Origin of the sequence: Kitasatospora phosalacinea (assembly GCF_000716545.1) — a bacterium.
Lineage (GTDB): Bacteria > Actinomycetota > Actinomycetes > Streptomycetales > Streptomycetaceae > Kitasatospora > Kitasatospora phosalacinea.
Window position 1 is genome coordinate 13682 of record NZ_JNWZ01000087.1, and the last position, 15043, is coordinate 28724.

General features: G+C 71.8%; 10 protein-coding genes and 1 riboswitch. Of the genes, 3 read left to right on the forward strand and 7 right to left on the reverse strand.

What is annotated here, in order from left to right; all coding sequences use genetic code 11:
* The first annotated feature begins 441 nt into the window (after nt 1-441).
* Nucleotides 442-611: riboswitch (cyclic di-AMP (ydaO/yuaA leader) on the forward strand.
* Nucleotides 612-616: 5 nt separating this feature from the next.
* The 3 genes from OO48_RS40850 (at nt 617) to OO48_RS30850 (ending at nt 4267) form a co-directional block, all read left to right on the forward strand.
* Nucleotides 617-1936, forward strand: coding sequence for a transglycosylase family protein (locus OO48_RS40850; RefSeq protein WP_063830776.1), 1320 nt, complete (start codon nt 617-619; stop codon nt 1934-1936).
* A 100-nt stretch (nt 1937-2036) separates the two neighbouring features.
* A complete protein-coding gene (locus tag OO48_RS30845; protein ID WP_033222280.1) occupies nt 2037-2237 on the forward strand; it encodes a hypothetical protein in 201 nt (66 codons plus the stop codon).
* 119 nt (nt 2238-2356) lie between these two features.
* Complete coding sequence (locus OO48_RS30850) at nt 2357-4267, forward strand: AMP-dependent synthetase/ligase (protein ID WP_033222282.1); 1911 nt, start codon at nt 2357-2359, stop codon at nt 4265-4267.
* A gap of 51 nt (nt 4268-4318) precedes the next feature.
* Here the strand turns inward: OO48_RS30850 and OO48_RS30855 are convergent, their stop codons facing one another.
* The 7 genes from OO48_RS30855 to OO48_RS30885 all read right to left on the reverse strand — a co-directional run bounded on the left by OO48_RS30855 (nt 4319) and on the right by OO48_RS30885 (nt 14899).
* Nucleotides 4319-5344, reverse strand: coding sequence for a LacI family DNA-binding transcriptional regulator (locus OO48_RS30855; protein WP_051733181.1), 1026 nt, complete (start codon nt 5342-5344; stop codon nt 4319-4321).
* 25 nt (nt 5345-5369) lie between these two features.
* Nucleotides 5370-7088 carry a glycoside hydrolase family 13 protein gene (locus tag OO48_RS30860; RefSeq protein WP_033222284.1) on the reverse strand — a complete coding sequence of 573 codons (1719 nt, stop codon included), beginning with the start codon at nt 7086-7088 and terminating at the stop codon, nt 5370-5372.
* A gap of 53 nt (nt 7089-7141) precedes the next feature.
* On the reverse strand, nt 7142-8041 hold the full coding sequence (locus OO48_RS30865; RefSeq protein WP_033222302.1) for a sugar ABC transporter permease: 900 nt from the start codon (nt 8039-8041) through the stop codon (nt 7142-7144).
* Nucleotides 8042-8100: 59 nt separating this feature from the next.
* Entirely contained in the window at nt 8101-9051 is a 951-nt protein-coding gene (locus tag OO48_RS30870) for a carbohydrate ABC transporter permease (RefSeq protein ID WP_033222286.1), read from the reverse strand.
* Between the two features lie 117 nt (nt 9052-9168).
* Nucleotides 9169-10449 carry an extracellular solute-binding protein gene (locus OO48_RS30875; protein WP_033222288.1) on the reverse strand — a complete coding sequence of 427 codons (1281 nt, stop codon included), beginning with the start codon at nt 10447-10449 and terminating at the stop codon, nt 9169-9171.
* Between the two features lie 315 nt (nt 10450-10764).
* Nucleotides 10765-11835 carry an aldose epimerase family protein gene (locus tag OO48_RS30880; protein WP_081952512.1) on the reverse strand — a complete coding sequence of 357 codons (1071 nt, stop codon included), beginning with the start codon at nt 11833-11835 and terminating at the stop codon, nt 10765-10767.
* Between the two features lie 103 nt (nt 11836-11938).
* The gene (locus tag OO48_RS30885) at nt 11939-14899 is read right to left on the reverse strand and encodes an ATP-binding protein (RefSeq protein ID WP_051733183.1); all 2961 of its coding nucleotides are present in this window, start codon (nt 14897-14899) and stop codon (nt 11939-11941) included.
* Between the last annotated feature and the right edge of the window lie 144 nt (nt 14900-15043).

The window sequence follows — 15043 nt, forward strand, 5'->3', positions numbered from 1 at the left end:
ACCCCGATTCGTCGGGGGCAGCATAGGCAGAACGGGCTCCGTGAAGCGGCATCTTCCGTTTCTCTTCAGCATCCTGACGTACCATCAGCCGTCCGGGTGAATTCCACGGGCCGTCAGGATCGGCGCCCGAGGTGCCGGACAAAGCGGCGATAGGGCGCGAATGCCCGTTCGCAAACAGTTGCAAATGCGGAATAAATCACCACTCTCCCGCATAACCAGCCAAACCGGGCACAAGATCACCTATCGCCTGACGCGCGGCCAGACTCCGTCACGGGCCGGGGATTTCGCCGGACATTTCTTGATCGCGAATTCCGAACACGGTGACGCCGATCACAGCCATTTGCGAATCATCCTTAATTCTGCTTAACCTCCTGCCCACGTTCGTGGACACACGGACCCAGCTCACCCGGAACGCCGAGTCCTGCCGCCGGGTGGGTCGGCTCATGCACAACGCACCACGGCAGGGGCGGGGGAACCAGGTAAGTCGCCCCGGGCGGTCGAAGGACCGCACGGGGCTAGGGGTGAAGCCGGGCGCACCACGCGGTGCGCGCGGCCGGGCAACTCCAGCCCGAATCCGACAGCTCACCTCGCAGGCGTGGGAGAGGAACGCTTCTTCATGCTGCCCATCAGCGCCAAGCGCGCCCGCCGCCTGATCGCCACCACCGGCGTCGTCGGCATCGGTCTCACCATCCCCTGCCTGACCACCGGCACCGCCTCCGCGGCGACCGTCGCCACCTGGGACAAGGTCGCCCAGTGCGAGTCCAGCGGCAACTGGTCCATCAACACCGGCAACGGCTTCTACGGTGGCCTGCAGTTCACCTCCTCCACCTGGGCCGCCTTCGGCGGCACCGCGTACGCCTCGCGCGCCGACCTGGCCACCAAGGACCAGCAGATCGCCGTCGCCGAGAAGGTGCTGGCCGTCCAGGGCCCCGGCGCCTGGCCGGTCTGCTCCGTCCAGGCCGGTCTGACCAAGGGCGGCGCCGCCCCCCAGGTCGACACCTCCGGCTCGACCGGCTCCTCCTCCGCCTCGAACGGCTCCTCCTCCGCCTCGCAGGACTCCGCGCAGTCCACCGGCAAGAGCCAGTCGCAGCACTCCTGGTCGCAGGGCAAGTCCCAGCAGTCCCAGAGCCGGCCCCAGGCCCAGCCGCAGGCCGAGCAGGGCGCCCCGGCCGCCGCCGAGCAGTCCGCCGGCACCTACACCGTCGCGGCGGGCGACTGGCTGTCCGCCATCGCGCAGAGCCAGCACGTGGACGGCGGCTGGCAGAAGCTGTACGACCTGAACCGCTCGGTCCTCACCGAGGGCCCGGACGTGATCTACCCGGGTCAGCAGCTCGCCCTGGGCGGCACCACCACCGCGCAGAAGTCCGCGCCGGCCACCAAGTCCTCGTCCTCGTCCTGGGACAAGGGCTCGTCCTGGAAGAGCGGCCGCTCCGCCGCGAAGTCCTCGGCCGGCGCCGCGTCGACCAAGGCCACGACCGCCACCACCGCCACGACCACCACCACCGCCGCGAAGACCGCGAAGACCACGACCACCACCTCGACCACCACCACCTCGACCACCGCCACCAAGGCGACCGGTTCGAAGGCCGCGGCGATCGACTTCGCGCTGTCCAAGCTCGGCCAGGCGTACGTCTACGGCGGCACCGGCAACGGCGGCTGGGACTGCTCGGGCCTGACCCAGGCGGCGTTCCGCCAGGCCGGCATCAGCCTGCCGCGCGTCGCCGCCGACCAGGCCGACTACTCGACCCGCGTCTCGCTGGACAGCCTGCAGCCGGGCGACCTGCTGTTCTGGTCCAACAACGGCACCAACGCGGGCGTCTACCACGTCGCCCTGTACGTCGGTGACGGCAAGTACGTCGAGGCCGCGAACCCGCGCTCCGGCGTCCGCACCGAAACCATCGCCGACTGGGCCCCCGACTTCGCGGGCCGCGTCTGACCGGCGTGCGCGACGCCGCCGCCCCCGGGGACCCTGGTCGGCCCCGGGGGCGGCGGCCTATCCTCGGCCGGAGAGCGATCGACGACCGGGGAGCGGCACCATGGCGAAAGTGACGATCACGCTGGACGCGGACCTGGCCCTGGAAGTGATGATGCGCGTCGGCGCCGCCAGCCCCCAGGACGCGGTGGAGCTGGTCGTCCGCGACTACCTCTCCACCGACCGCCGCACCATCGCCCGCACCGGCGGCACCCGCGACGGCGAGCGCTTCCTCCCCAAGCCCCCCACCGCCGAAGAGGGCTGACGCCCCCGGACTCCCGGGCGGTGCAACCCGCCCCGCCGTCAAGCAACTTACCGTCTAGTAAGTTTACTGGCGAGTATCTACCCTGGGCGAACCCCCACCCCGTTCAAGGGAGTTCGCTCATGGCACACCCCCTCAGCCGTGCCGTCCGCACCGACCGCCCACCCGTCGAGGTGCGGCGCGCCGCCGGCCGGGTGGTCGAGGCCCGGACGCCGTACCTGGTGCCGCCGCCCGCGGCGGGCAGTCTCGCCGACCTGCCGTTCCACAACGCGCAGGCCGCCCCGGACGCCGTGGTGGTGACCCGCCGTCAGCCGGGCGGCGGCTGGCTGGACGTGACGGCCCGGCAGTTCGCCGAGCAGGTCGCGGGGCTGGCCCGCGGCCTGATCGCGGCCGGGGTGCGCCCCGGCGCCCGCGTCGTGCTGATGTCGCGGACCAGGTACGAGTGGACGCTGCTGGACTTCGCCGCCTGGGCGGCCGGCGCCTGCGTGGTGCCGGTGTACCCGACGGCCGCGGTCGAGCAGGCGGAGTGGATCGTCCGGGACTCCGGCGCGGTGCTGGCGGTCGCGGAGGACGCCGGCACCGCCGAGGTGCTGGCGGTGGCGATCGCCCGCACCGGCGGGACGGTGCCGCTGTGGCGGCTGGACGAGGACGCGGTGGGCGTCCTGACCGGGCTCGGCGCGTCCGCCCCCGCCGAGGAGTCGGAGCGCCGCAGGCGGGCCCTGCGCCCGGACGACGAGGCGACGCTGATCTACACCTCCGGCACCACCGGCCGCCCCAAGGGCTGCCTGCTCACCCACGCCAACTTCCTCACCGAGGCGGCCAACTGCCACGCCCTGCTGGAGCCGGTGTTCGAGGAGGCGACCGGCGAGCAGCCGTGCACCCTGCTGTTCCTGCCGCTGGCGCACGTGCTGGGCCGGATGATCCAGGTGACCTGCGTGTACGGGCGGGTCCGGATCGGCCACAGCCCGTCCCTGAAGCCGGCCGAACTCCGGCCCGACCTGGCCTCGTTCGGCGCGACCTTCCTGGTCGGCGTGCCCTACCTGTTCGAGAAGATCCACCAGCTGGGCCGGGCCGAGGCGCAGGCGAAGGGCGCGGCGAAGGTGTTCGACCGGGCGGCCGCGGTCGCGGTGCGCTACGCCCGGGCCGAGCTGGACGCGCGGGCCGGCGCGGGCCGTCCGGCGCCGCTGTCGCTGCGGGTGGCGCACGGCCTGTACGACCTGCTGGTGTACCGGCGGGTGCGGGCGGCGATGGGCGGCCGGGTGCGGTACGCGATCAGCGGCGGCTCCTCGATCGACCCGGAGCTGCTGCTGTTCTTCGCCGGGGCGGGCGTGCTCGTGCACGAGGGCTACGGGCTGACCGAGAGCAGCGGCCCGTCCACGGTGAACCCGCCGCTGCGACCGCGCCCGGGCACGGTCGGGCAGCCGGTGCCGGGCAGCGCGGTGCGGATCGCCGAGGACGGCGAGGTGTTCCTGAGCGGCGGTCAGCTCTTCGACGGCTACCACGAGTTGGGGTGCCCGCGGCCGAGGCGGCCGCACTGGTTCGCCACCGGCGACCTGGGCCGGCTGGACGAGGACGGCTACCTGACCGTCACCGGCCGCAAGAAGGAGATCCTGGTGACCTCCGGCGGCAAGAACGTCTCCCCCGGCCCGCTGGAGGACCGGCTGCGCGGCCACCCGCTGATCAGCCAGGCCCTGGTGGTCGGCAACGGCCGCCCGTACGTGGGCGCGCTGCTCACCCTGGACGCCGAGGCGGTCGAGCGCTTCCTCGCGCTGGACCCGCCGACCCCGGCCGCCGTCCCCGGGGACGTCGAGGTCGGCAGCGCCGTCCCGGTGCACCCGGCGGTGCTGGCGGCGCTCGCCGAGGCGGTCCGGGGCGTCAACTCGTCGGTCTCGCGCGCCGAGTCGATCCGCCGGGCGCGGGTGGTGGCGGGCGACTTCACCGAGGAGCGCGGCCTGCTGACGCCCTCGCTGAAGGTCCGCCGGCAGGCCGTCAGCACCGCCTACCGCCGCGACCTGGAGCAGCTCTACGCGTAGCGGACGGTCCCCGGGAGGAACACCCCCCGGGGACCGTGCCGGACGAACGCCTCAGCCGTTGCGCGGACCGGACCCGGTGGAGCCGCGCATCACCAGTTCGGGCTGGAACATGAACTCGGAGCGCTGCGCCGGGTTCCCGCCGACCTCCTCCAGCAGGGCGTCGACGGCGGCGGTGGCCATCGCCTCGACCGGCTGGCGGACGGTGGTCAGCGGCGGTTCGGTGAACGCTATCAACGGGGAGTCGTCGAAGCCGACCACCGAGACGTCCTGCGGCACCGACAGGCCGCGCTGGCGCACCGCCCGGATCGCACCGAGCGCCATCATGTCGGAGCCGCAGACGATCGCCGTGCACCCCTTGTCGAGCAGCGCCTGGGCGGCGGCGTGCCCGCCCTCGACGCTGAACAGGGTGTGGTGGACGAGCTCCTCGGCCTGCCCCTCGGTGCGCCCGGTGAGCCCGCGCAGGGCGGCGGTGAAGCCCTCGATCTTGCGCAGCACCGGTACGTACCGCTTCTGACCGACCGCGAGGCCGATCTTCTCGTGCCCGAGTTCGACCAGGTGCTGGACGGCCATCCACATCGCGGCCCGGTCGTCCGGGGAGATGAACGGCGCGGCGATCTTGTCGCTGTAGCCGTTGATCAGCACGAACGGGACCTGCCGGCCGGTGAGTTTGGCGTACCGGTCGTGGTCGGCGGTGGTGTCGGCGTGCAGGCCGGAGACGAACACGATGCCGGCGACGCCGCGTTCCACCAGCATCTCGACGAGTTCGTCCTCGGTGGAGCCGCCCGGGGTCTGGGTGCACAGCACCGGCGTGTAGCCGTGCCGGCTGAGCACCTGTTCGATGACCTGGGCGAGGGCCGGGAAGATGGGGTTGCTGAGCTCCGGGGTGATCAGGCCGATCAGCCCGGCGCTGCGCTGGCGCAGCCGGGTGGGCCGCTCGTAGCCGAGCACGTCGAGCGCGGCCAGCACGGTCTGCCTGGTCGTCGCGGAAACGCCCGCTTTGCCGTTGAGTACGCGGCTGACGGTGGCTTCGCTGACCCCCGCCTGCGCCGCGATGTCGGAGAGTCGCGCCGTAGTCACGATCCCAGAGCCTATTGCAACCACGTCAGACCGCCCACCATGCGGTGCTGTCGGCCGGGAGTTCGACGCCGTTCTCGGTCACGACAGCCTCAGTAGAGGACAGCAGCATACGGCCCGGGGCGGGGATGCGGACGGTTTCGCCGGTGGTGTTCGCGGTGCACACGAACGACCCCTCGGGCGACTCGCGCCGGAAGGCCAGCACGCCCTCGGGGGCGGGCAGCCACTCGACGTCGGAGCCGGCGCCGAGCGCGGGCTGGGCCCGGCGGACGGCGATCGCGGAGCGGTACAGCTCCAGCGTCGAGGTCGGGTCGCCGGTCTGCGCCTCCACCGACAGCTCGGCCCACTCGGCGGGCTGCGGCAGCCAGCTGGGGCCGCCGTCGTTCGGGCCGAAGCCGTAGGGGGCCTCGGTGCCGGACCACGGGATCGGGACGCGGCAGCCGTCGCGGTAGCCGTCCTGGCCGGCCTGGCGGAAGAACGACGGGTCCTGGCGGACCTCGTCGGGCAGGTCGGTGACGTCCGGCAGACCGAGCTCCTCGCCCTGGTAGATGTACGCGGAGCCGGGCAGCGCGAGCATCAGCAGGGTGGCGGCGCGGGCCCGGCGCAGGCCGAGGGTGCGGTCGCCGGGGGTGCGGATCTGGGTGCCCAGGCCCGGCGGGTTGGCGAACCGGGTGGCGTGCCGGGTGACGTCGTGGTTGGAGAGCACCCAGGTGGTGGGGGCCTGCACCGGGCGCATCGAGTCGAGCGAGACGTCGATCACCTCGCGCAGCGCGTCGGCGTCCCAACCGGTGCCCAGGTACTGGAAGTTGAACGCCTGGTGCAGCTCGTCGGGGCGGACGTAGTTGGCGGTGCGCTGGACGGTCGGGGTCCAGGCCTCGGCGACGCCGATCCGGGCGCCCGGGTACTCGTCGAGGATCTGCCGCCAGCTGCGGTAGATGGCGTGCACGCCGTCCTGGTCGAAGAACGGCATGACGTCGTTGCCGAGCAGCTTGAGCTGGTCGTGGCTGCCGAGGTCGGGCAGGCCGGGGGCCTTGACCAGGCCGTGGGCGACATCGATCCGGAAGCCGTCGACGCCCATGTCGAGCCAGAACCGCAGGATGGAGCGGAACTCGTCGGCGACCGCCGGGCTGTCCCAGTTGAAGTCGGGCTGCTCGGGCGCGAACAGGTGCAGGTACCAGTCGCCGGGGGTGCCGTCCGGGTTGGTGGTGCGGGTCCAGGCGGGGCCGCCGAAGATGGACTCCCAGTCGTTGGGCGGCAGTTCGCCGTTCTCGCCCTTGCCGGGGCGGAAGTGGTAGCGCTCGCGCAGCGGGGAGCCGGGGCCCTCGCGCAGCGCGCGCTGGAACCACTCGTGCTGGTCGGAGGAGTGGTTGGGGACGAGGTCCACGATGATCCGCAGGCCCAGGTCGTGGGCGTCGCGGATCAGCGCGTCGGCGTCCAGCAGGGTGCCGAACATCGGGTCGACGGCCCGGTAGTCGGCCACGTCGTACCCGGCGTCGGCCTGCGGGGAGGCGTAGAACGGCGAGAGCCACACCGCGTCCACGCCCAGGTCGCGCAGGTAGGGCAGGCGGGCGCGGATGCCGGGCAGGTCGCCCATGCCGTCGCCGTTCCCGTCGGCGAAGCTGCGCGGGTACACCTGGTAGATGACCGCGTCCCGCCACCAGCCGCCTCTGGAGGCCTCGGCGGTCGCAGCGGTCCGAGCGGCGGGAACGGCGGCGGGCCGGGAGGCGTCGGCCAGGTTCTGGGTCATTGGACAGTCATCCCTTGGAGGCTGTGGAAGTGACGTGGGAGGTGACGGGACGTTCAGGACTTCGCGGCGCCGGCCGTCAGGCCGGTGACCAGGTGGCGCTGCACGAGGTAGAAGACGACCGCGGCGGGGAGGGCGATGAGCACCGAGGTGGCGGCCATCAGCTGCCACTGGTGGTCGTGCTCGCTGACGAACGAGGACAGGCCGACCGCCAGCGTGTACTTGTCGGACGAGAGCATGAAGGTCGAGGCGTAGGCGACCTCGCCCCAGGCGGTGAGGAAGGAGTAGAACGCGGCCACCGCCAGGCCCGGGCGGGCCAACGGCAGGATCAGCCGCCAGAAGGTGCCGATCGGGGAGAGCCCGTCGACCCGGCCGGCCTCGTCGATCTCCATCGGGATGGTGTCGAAGTAGCCCTTGAGCAGCCAGGCGCAGTAGGGCACGGTGGTGGCCGAGTAGACCAGGATCAGGCCGGTGTAGCTGTCCAGCATCCCGAGGTTCGACAGGATGTAGTACATCGGCACGATCAGCACCGCGATCGGGAACATCTGGGTGACCAGCAGGGTCCACATCAGCTGGCGGTAGCCGGGGAAGCGCATCCGGGAGACCGCGTAGCCGGTGGAGGCGGCGATCAGCACGCCGATCACGGTGGTGCCGCCGGCCACGATCGCCGAGTTGCCGAACCAGGTGAAGAACCCGGTGTCGTTCATGACCTTGGTGTAGTTGTCGAAGGTCATCTTGTCGAAGATCTTCGCCGGGTGCAGGTAGTCGTTGTCGTCCGGCCCGAGCGAGATGTACGCGATGTACAGCACCGGGAAGAGCGCGACCAGGCTGGCGACCAGCAGCGTGCCGTGCGAGAGCACGGTGGCCAGCGGGGAGGACTGGCCGCGCCGGCGGACCTTGGCGGGGCGCTTGGCGGTGGTCGTCTCGGCGGCGGGGCGGTCGGCGGTGAGTGTCATGGGGCTGCCTGCCTGGTCGGGTTCCTCGGTCTGGTGGGCGCTGCGGGCGCTGCTGGTGCTCATCCGTTGGCCTTCTCGTTCCGGGCCAGCCAGCGGCGGTAGAAGGTGGTGAAGACGATCAGGATGGAGAGCAGCAGGATTCCGTAGGTCGCGGACTGCGCGTAGTCGGAGGGCTGCTGGCCGAAGCCGAGGCGGTAGGCCCAGGTGACCAGGATCTGCGCGTCGGGGGCGCCGGAGCCGAACAGCAGGAAGATGACCGCGAACTGGTTGAAGGTCCAGATCACGCCGAGCAGCACCACGGTGGAGGAGACGGTGCGCAGGCCGGGCAGGGTGACGTGGCGGAAGCGCTGCCAGGGGCTGGCGCCGTCCATCTCGGCGGCCTCGTACAGCTCCTGCGGGATCGACTGGAGACCGCCGAGCAGCGAGATCATCATGAACGGCACGCCGACCCAGGTGTTGACCAGGATCGCGGCGGCCTTCTGCGCCAGCGGGTCGGACAGCCAGGCGGGTTCGGGCAGGTGCAGGAAGGACAGCAGTCCGTTGACGGCGCCGCCGTCGGCGAGCATCAGGCGCCAGGAGAAGACGGTGACGAAGGTCGGCACCGCCCAGGGCAGGATCAGCACCAGCCGGTACAGGCCGCGGCCGCGCATCTTCCGGTTGAGCAGCAGTGCCAGGCCCAGGCCGATGCCGTAGTGCAGGACCACGCAGATCGCGGTCCAGGCGACGGTCCAGATGAAGTGCGACCAGAAGCGGTCGTACGCGGTCGGCCCCCACAGGATGTCCGCGTAGTTGTCCAGCCCGATGAAGTCGAAGCTGTCGGGGATGTGGTTGACGCCGATCTGCCGGCCGACGTTGAGGCTGGTGGCGTTGGTCAGGGTCAGGTAGATGCCGCGCACCAGCGGGTAGCCGACCAGCACCCCGAGGACGATCACGACCGGCGCGATCATCGCGTACGCGTACCAGTACTTCGAGTACGACAGCCTGATGCGCTGTACGACCGCAACTGCCATGGGTTGACACCTTCTCCGGGAGGTCCGCCGCCTGCCTCGGCGACTGCTGGGGGTATGTCTGGGTCCAACGGGACCAGCCCGGCCCACCGTCAGGTGTGGGCCGGGCGGCCGATCCGGTTACTTGGTGAAGTCCGGGAGGAGCTTCGCGTAGTCGGTCGCGGTGGTGTCGAGACCGGACTTGGTGTCCGCCTGGCCCTGGGCGATCTTGCCGAGGGCGGTCCCGAAGGAGCCGAACAGCGAGGCGTACTCGGGCAGTTCGGGGCGCGGCTGGGCGGAGGGCAGGATCGCCTGGAAGTCCGCGATGCCGGGGTTGGCCTTGACCTCGGCGGTGTAGGCGTCGGTGCGGGTGGGCAGCGTGCCGTTCTTCAGCGCGAGGAAGGTCTGGCTCTCGGCGGAGGTCAGGAACGCGGCGAGCTTCTCGCCGGCCTCCTTGTGGGCCTTGTCGGAGCCGGCGTAGACGGAGACGTTGTGGCCGCCGGTGGGGGCGCCGCCCTTGCCGGTGGAGCCGTTCGGGACGGCGGCGATGCCGAGGTTCTTCTTGTCGGCGAACGCGGCGCCCTTGTAGATGTTGGTGACCTCCCAGGGGCCCTGGATGATCGCCGCGACCTTGCCGTTGTTGAAGGCGTCCATCATGTGCGCGTAGGCGTCGGTGGTGACGTCGGCCTTGGCGGTGCCGGGCGAGGTGAACATCGACTTGTAGGTGTCGACGGCCTTGACGGCCTCGGCCGAGTTGACGGTGATCTTCTTGCCGGCCGCGTCCACCATGTTGGTGCCCTCGCCGTACAGGAACGGCATGGCGTAGTAGCCGTCGCCGGCCTTCAGCCAGAAGCCGTCGACGCCCGCCTTCTCCTTGAGCTGCGCGGCGTCGGCCTTGAGCTCGTCCCAGGTGGTGGGGGCGGCGGCGATGCCGGCCTTGGCGAACAGGTCCTTGTTGTACATCAGGGCGAGGGTGTCGGTGACCAGCGGGACGCCGTAGGTCTTGCCCGAGTACTTGGCCTGCTGGATCAGCGAGGGCTGGAAGACGGAGGCGTCGGGCAGCGCGGGGGTGCCGTCCAGCGGCTCCAGGTAGCCGGCCTTGGCGAAGGCGGAGGTCCAGCCGACCTCGGAGCGGAAGACGTCCGGCGCACCCTTGGCGCCCATCGCGGTCTGCAGCTTGTTCTGCGCGGTGTCGAACGGCACGTTGACGAAGTTGACCTTGACGTTCGGGTTCGCGGCCTCGAACTTCTTGACCAGCTCCTGGTAGTTGGGGGCCTCGTTGGTGGCGTTCGAGGTGTCCCAGTAGGTGATGGTGACCGGTCCGTCGCTCTTGGTGTCCGAGCTGGAGCCACTGCTGCTGCAGGCCGCCATGGTGACCGCCAGAGCCGCAACGAGAGCGGAGGCCGCGATGCCACGCCGCATGGAAACTCCTATGAAAGGTGGGGGTGCCCGAGATGGAGGAGGACGGCGCATAATGGCTGTCCGAAGCCGACTGCGCCGTTGCGGCCGCCGGGCTTGAGCAGGAACGTAACAGCGGGGCAAGCTTCGCTGAAAGTCCTTGCAGCAAGTTTCTGCAAGGTGACGGCGATCGTTACGTCCACGTGTCCTTAGAGTTGCCGTCGCGCGTCTTGACCCTCCGTCGCCTTGCGGAAACTCCTTGCGGCCGACGGGCCCGGGAACGCCGAAGGGCCCCCCGGGAGCGGTGCTCCCGGGGGGCCCTTCGCGAGGCCGGAACGGTCAGCCGGTGGTGCCCAGCCGCAGCACGGTGGTGGAGCGGAACTCCTGCCCCGGCCGCAGCTCGGTCGACGGGTACGACGGCTGGTGCGGCGAGTCCGGGTGGTGCTGGGTCTCCAGCGCCACCCCCGCGTACGGCCCGTACGCCACCCCGGACGGGCCGGTGACCGCTCCGTCGAAGCCGTTCGCGGTGTACACCTGGATGCCCGGCTCGGTGGTCAGCACCTCCAGCGTCCGCCCGCTGCCCGGGTCCGCCAGCAGCGCCGCGCGCGCCGGCGGCCCGTCCGCGGGGCGCTCGCGCAGCACCCAGTTGTGGTCGTAGCCGCGTGAAAGTTTCAGCTGCGGGTGCCCCTCGGCGATGCCCTCGCCGATCGGCCGGGCGGTGGTGAAGTCGAACGGGGTGCCCGCCACCGGCTCGTACGGGCCGTACGGGATCTGCCGCTCGTCCACCGGGGTGTACGCGTCCGCGTCGACGGTCAGCAGGTGGTCCAGCACGTCGCCGCGGCCCTCGCCGGCCAGGTTGAAGTAGGCGTGGTTGGTCAGGTTGAGCACCGTCGGCTTGTTGGTCACCGCCCGGTAGGAGATGGACAGGTCGCGGCCGGTGAGGGTGAAGTCGACCCAGACGTCCAGCGCGCCGGGGAAGCCCTGGTCGCCGTCCGGCGAGTGCAGGTGCATCCGCACCCCGCCGGGGACCTCCTCGGCCTCCCACACCCGGTGCGCGAAGGAGTCCGGGCCGCCGTGCAGGGTGACGCCGTTGCCGGTGGGCAGCAGCGGGTGGTCCTCGCCGTCGATGGTGATCCGGCTGCCGGAGATCCGGTTGGCGTACCGGCCGACGGTGACCCCGTAGTGCTTGGCCGGGCCGAGCAGGGCGCCCACGTCGTTGCTGGTGAGCAGCAGTTGGGCCGGGGTGCCGGAGCGGTCCGGGGCGGTGAGGGTGTGCAGCGTGGCGCCCAGGGTGATCACCGTCGCCTCGATCGGACCCGCCCGCAGCGTCCATCGTTCCAGCCCCATCCCGGCGCCGGAGTGGTCGTACGGTGCCCGGTGCACCTCGGTGGGCTCGGCCGGCGCGGTCATGGGGCTGCTCCTCGGTTCGTGATCATCCTGCCCGGTCAGCGTAGCCCGACCCGGCGCGCGGACCGGCGACCCGCCCCGCGCGCCGACAGGATCGGCCGAACCGTCAGTCAGCCTGCCCGGGGCCGTCGACGGGCAATCCGAGCGCGTCCGCCAGCCCCTCGGGGCCGGTGCCGAGCTTGCGGTGGACGGAGGCCAGCCGCTGCTTGACGATCCCCAGCGAGAGCTTCAGCTCCTCGGCGATCCGCTGCGGCGGCAGCGCCCGCGCGGCCAGCCGGGCCACCGCGAGCTCGCTCGGGTTGAGGGTGTCCTTGGCGGGCGCGGCCGGAGGGCTGGGCCGCAGCCCGGCCGCGGCGAGCGCCTCGCGGGCCCGCGCCTCCAACCCGTCGGCGCCGCAGTGCTTGGCCAGCTCCAGCCCCTGGTACAGCTGTTCCTCGGCCTCCAGGATGCGTCCGGTCTGCGCCAGCGCGGCGCCCAGGTCGACCAGGGCGTGCGCGTGCTCGTAGCTCGCCGGGGAGCGGCCCAGCCAGCCGACCGCCTCCTGGAGCAACCGGACGGCGTGCACGCCCTCCCAGACGCCGGCGGCCAGCCGCAGCGCGGTGCCGATCGCCGACGGCACGCCGGACTCCTTGGCCCGCTCCACCGCGTCCTCGGCGGTCTTGCGGGCGGTCGGCAGGTCCTGCTCCGCCTGCGCGACCGCCAGGTGGCCGGCCCACGGGGCGTGCACGCCGGAGCGCCAGCCCCGCCGGTCCAGCCGTTCGCCGGTCTCGGCCAGCACCTCGGCCGCCGTCCGGTGCTCGCCGCGCGAGATCAGCAGCTTGCCGTAGGTGGTGGCCACGTCGGGGAGCACCAGCGCGGTCGGGTGGTAGGGCGGCTGGAAGCGGTACTTGACCGCGACCTCCCAGGCTTCCCGGTCGCGGCCGCGGGCGAGCAGGGTGTCGATCAGCACGCCCACCAGGTTCCAGGTCAGCGGCAGGTCGGTGCCCATCCGGTCGGCGACCCGCAGGCCGCGGCGCAGGAAGTCCTCGGCCTCCGGGAGGAAGCCGCGGCGCAGCCGGGCGTAGCCCATCAGGAAGTAGGCGAAGCCGCGGTGGGCGCCGCTCCATCCGGCGATCTCGAAATCCAGGATGGCGGAGCTGAACAGCTTCTCGGCGCGGGCGAGTTCGTCGTTGTAGGCGAAGCACAGGCCGAGCAGGGCGGGCAGTTCGAAGTTCCAGGTGGTGTTGGTCCAGCCGAGGCTGCGCGGCAGCCGGCCGTCCACCAGGGCGTCCTCGGCGGCCCGCAGCGCCTCGGCGATGTCGCGGCCCTGGAGGGCGAGGTCCCAGGCGTGCAGGGTGCGGACGGGCCGGGACGCCTCGCTGTCCGGGTCGACCTCGGCGACCAGCCGGCGGACCCGCCGGGCGCGCCCGGGGCCGTCCTCCTCTTCCCGCTGCAGCGCGGTGTACAGCAGGTGGGCGACGAGCAGCCTGGTCCGCCCGGGGCCCTCGGCGGCGTGTTCGGACTCCGCCAGGCAGAGCTCGGCGGCCCCGCTCAGGTCTCCGCTGTGGGCCATCACCTCGGAGAGCCGGAAGACCGCCTCGACCCGCAGGTCGGGGCTGAGCCCGGGGTCCATGCCGATGGCGCGGCGCAGCTGGTTGGCGGTGGCCTCGGGGTCGGTGAGCAGGCTGGCGCAGGCGAGTTCGTACAGCACCTCGGCCTGTTCGTCCTCGTCCGGCGGCTCGTTGAGGGCGCGCTCCAGACAGCGGCGGGCGGCTTCGGGGGCGCCGATGGCCAGGTTCTCGGCGGCGGCCAGGCGCAGCTTGCGCACCACGTCGTCGTCGCCCTCGCCGGGGTAGGTCTCCAGCAGGTGGAGGGAGGAGGACAGCAGCGAGCCGCCCGCGTTCTCGATCACCTTGGCGGCCATGCCGTGCATGCCGGCGCGGACGGCGGGCGCGATCGACTGGTAGATCGAGGTGGCGATCAGCGGGTGGACGAACTCCAGTCGGCCGCCGGGCTGCCTGGTGAGGATCCGCAGCCGGCACAGCACCCGGACGGACTCGGCGGCCTGGGCGGGGCCCTGCCCGCAGATCGCGGCGGCCAGGTCCTCCTTGATCTCGGTGCCGAGCAGGGCGGCGGCGTGGGCGAACTGGATGACCGTGACGCCGAGCTTGCCCAGCCAGTAGTCGCGGCCCTGCCCGCGGGCGGCCGCGGCCAGGTCGCGCAGCCGGGGCGTGTTCTCCTCGATCGGTTCGAGGTTCTGGTCGCGGACCTCGTGCACCAGCGCCACGGTGTCGAACGGGGTGCCGGCGGTGACCGCCCAGACCTGGCGGCAGAACGCGTCGTCCGCGTCGGCGAACTCGTCGTGCACGATGGCGGCCACCGACACCGGGTTGAGCTGCCGCAGTTCGTGCCGGTGGGCGGCGGCGGCCCGCTCCTCGATCTGCTGGAGGAACGGGAGGGCCTCGTCCTCGAACTCGTGCCGGTAGGCGAAGACCAGCAGCACGGGCAGTTCGCGGGCGCGCACCGCGAAGGAGGCGAGCCAGCTCAGCGACTCCTGGTCGACGGCGTGCAGGTCGTCGACGATCACCACCAACGGGGCCCGACGGGGCGCGAGTTGGGTGATGACGAAGTCCAGGCCGTCATGGATGCCCTGCGGGTCGATGCGTTCGATCTCGTCGGACGGCGGGGCCAGGCCGACGGCCGGGGCGACGATGTTGTACCAGTTGCCGAAGACCTCCTTGCGCTCGGCCTCGTCCAGGCTGCCGAGCACCGGCATGAGCAGCTGCCGCAGGACGCGGAACGGCTCCCTGCGCTCGCGCTCGCTGCCCCGGGCGAACAGCACGGTGGAGTCCTCGCGGGCTCCGGCGATCCGGCGGGTCTGCTCCAGCATGGTGGTCTTGCCGATGCCCGGCATGCCCGAGAAGAGCAGCAGTTCACCGATCTTCAGGCCGCCCGCGGCGAATTCGCGGCACAGCTTCTCCACCGCCTGCTCGACGGAACGCAGTTCGTGCTCGCGCTCCCACAACTGCGGGCCGACCGTCCCGGTCCCGACGCCCCGCCCCTGCGGCCCGTTCTGCTCTTCGGCCACGTCCGTCCCCTCTGCCTTCGCCGTCCGGCACTCCGTTCCCGACCTTACTGACTTCGGCGCGTCAGGGTGAATCTGTGTGAAGTGCCTGACGGGCCTGAAGCGGTGGCTGTACCAGTGGTGTGTGAGATATGCGGATGGGGGCGG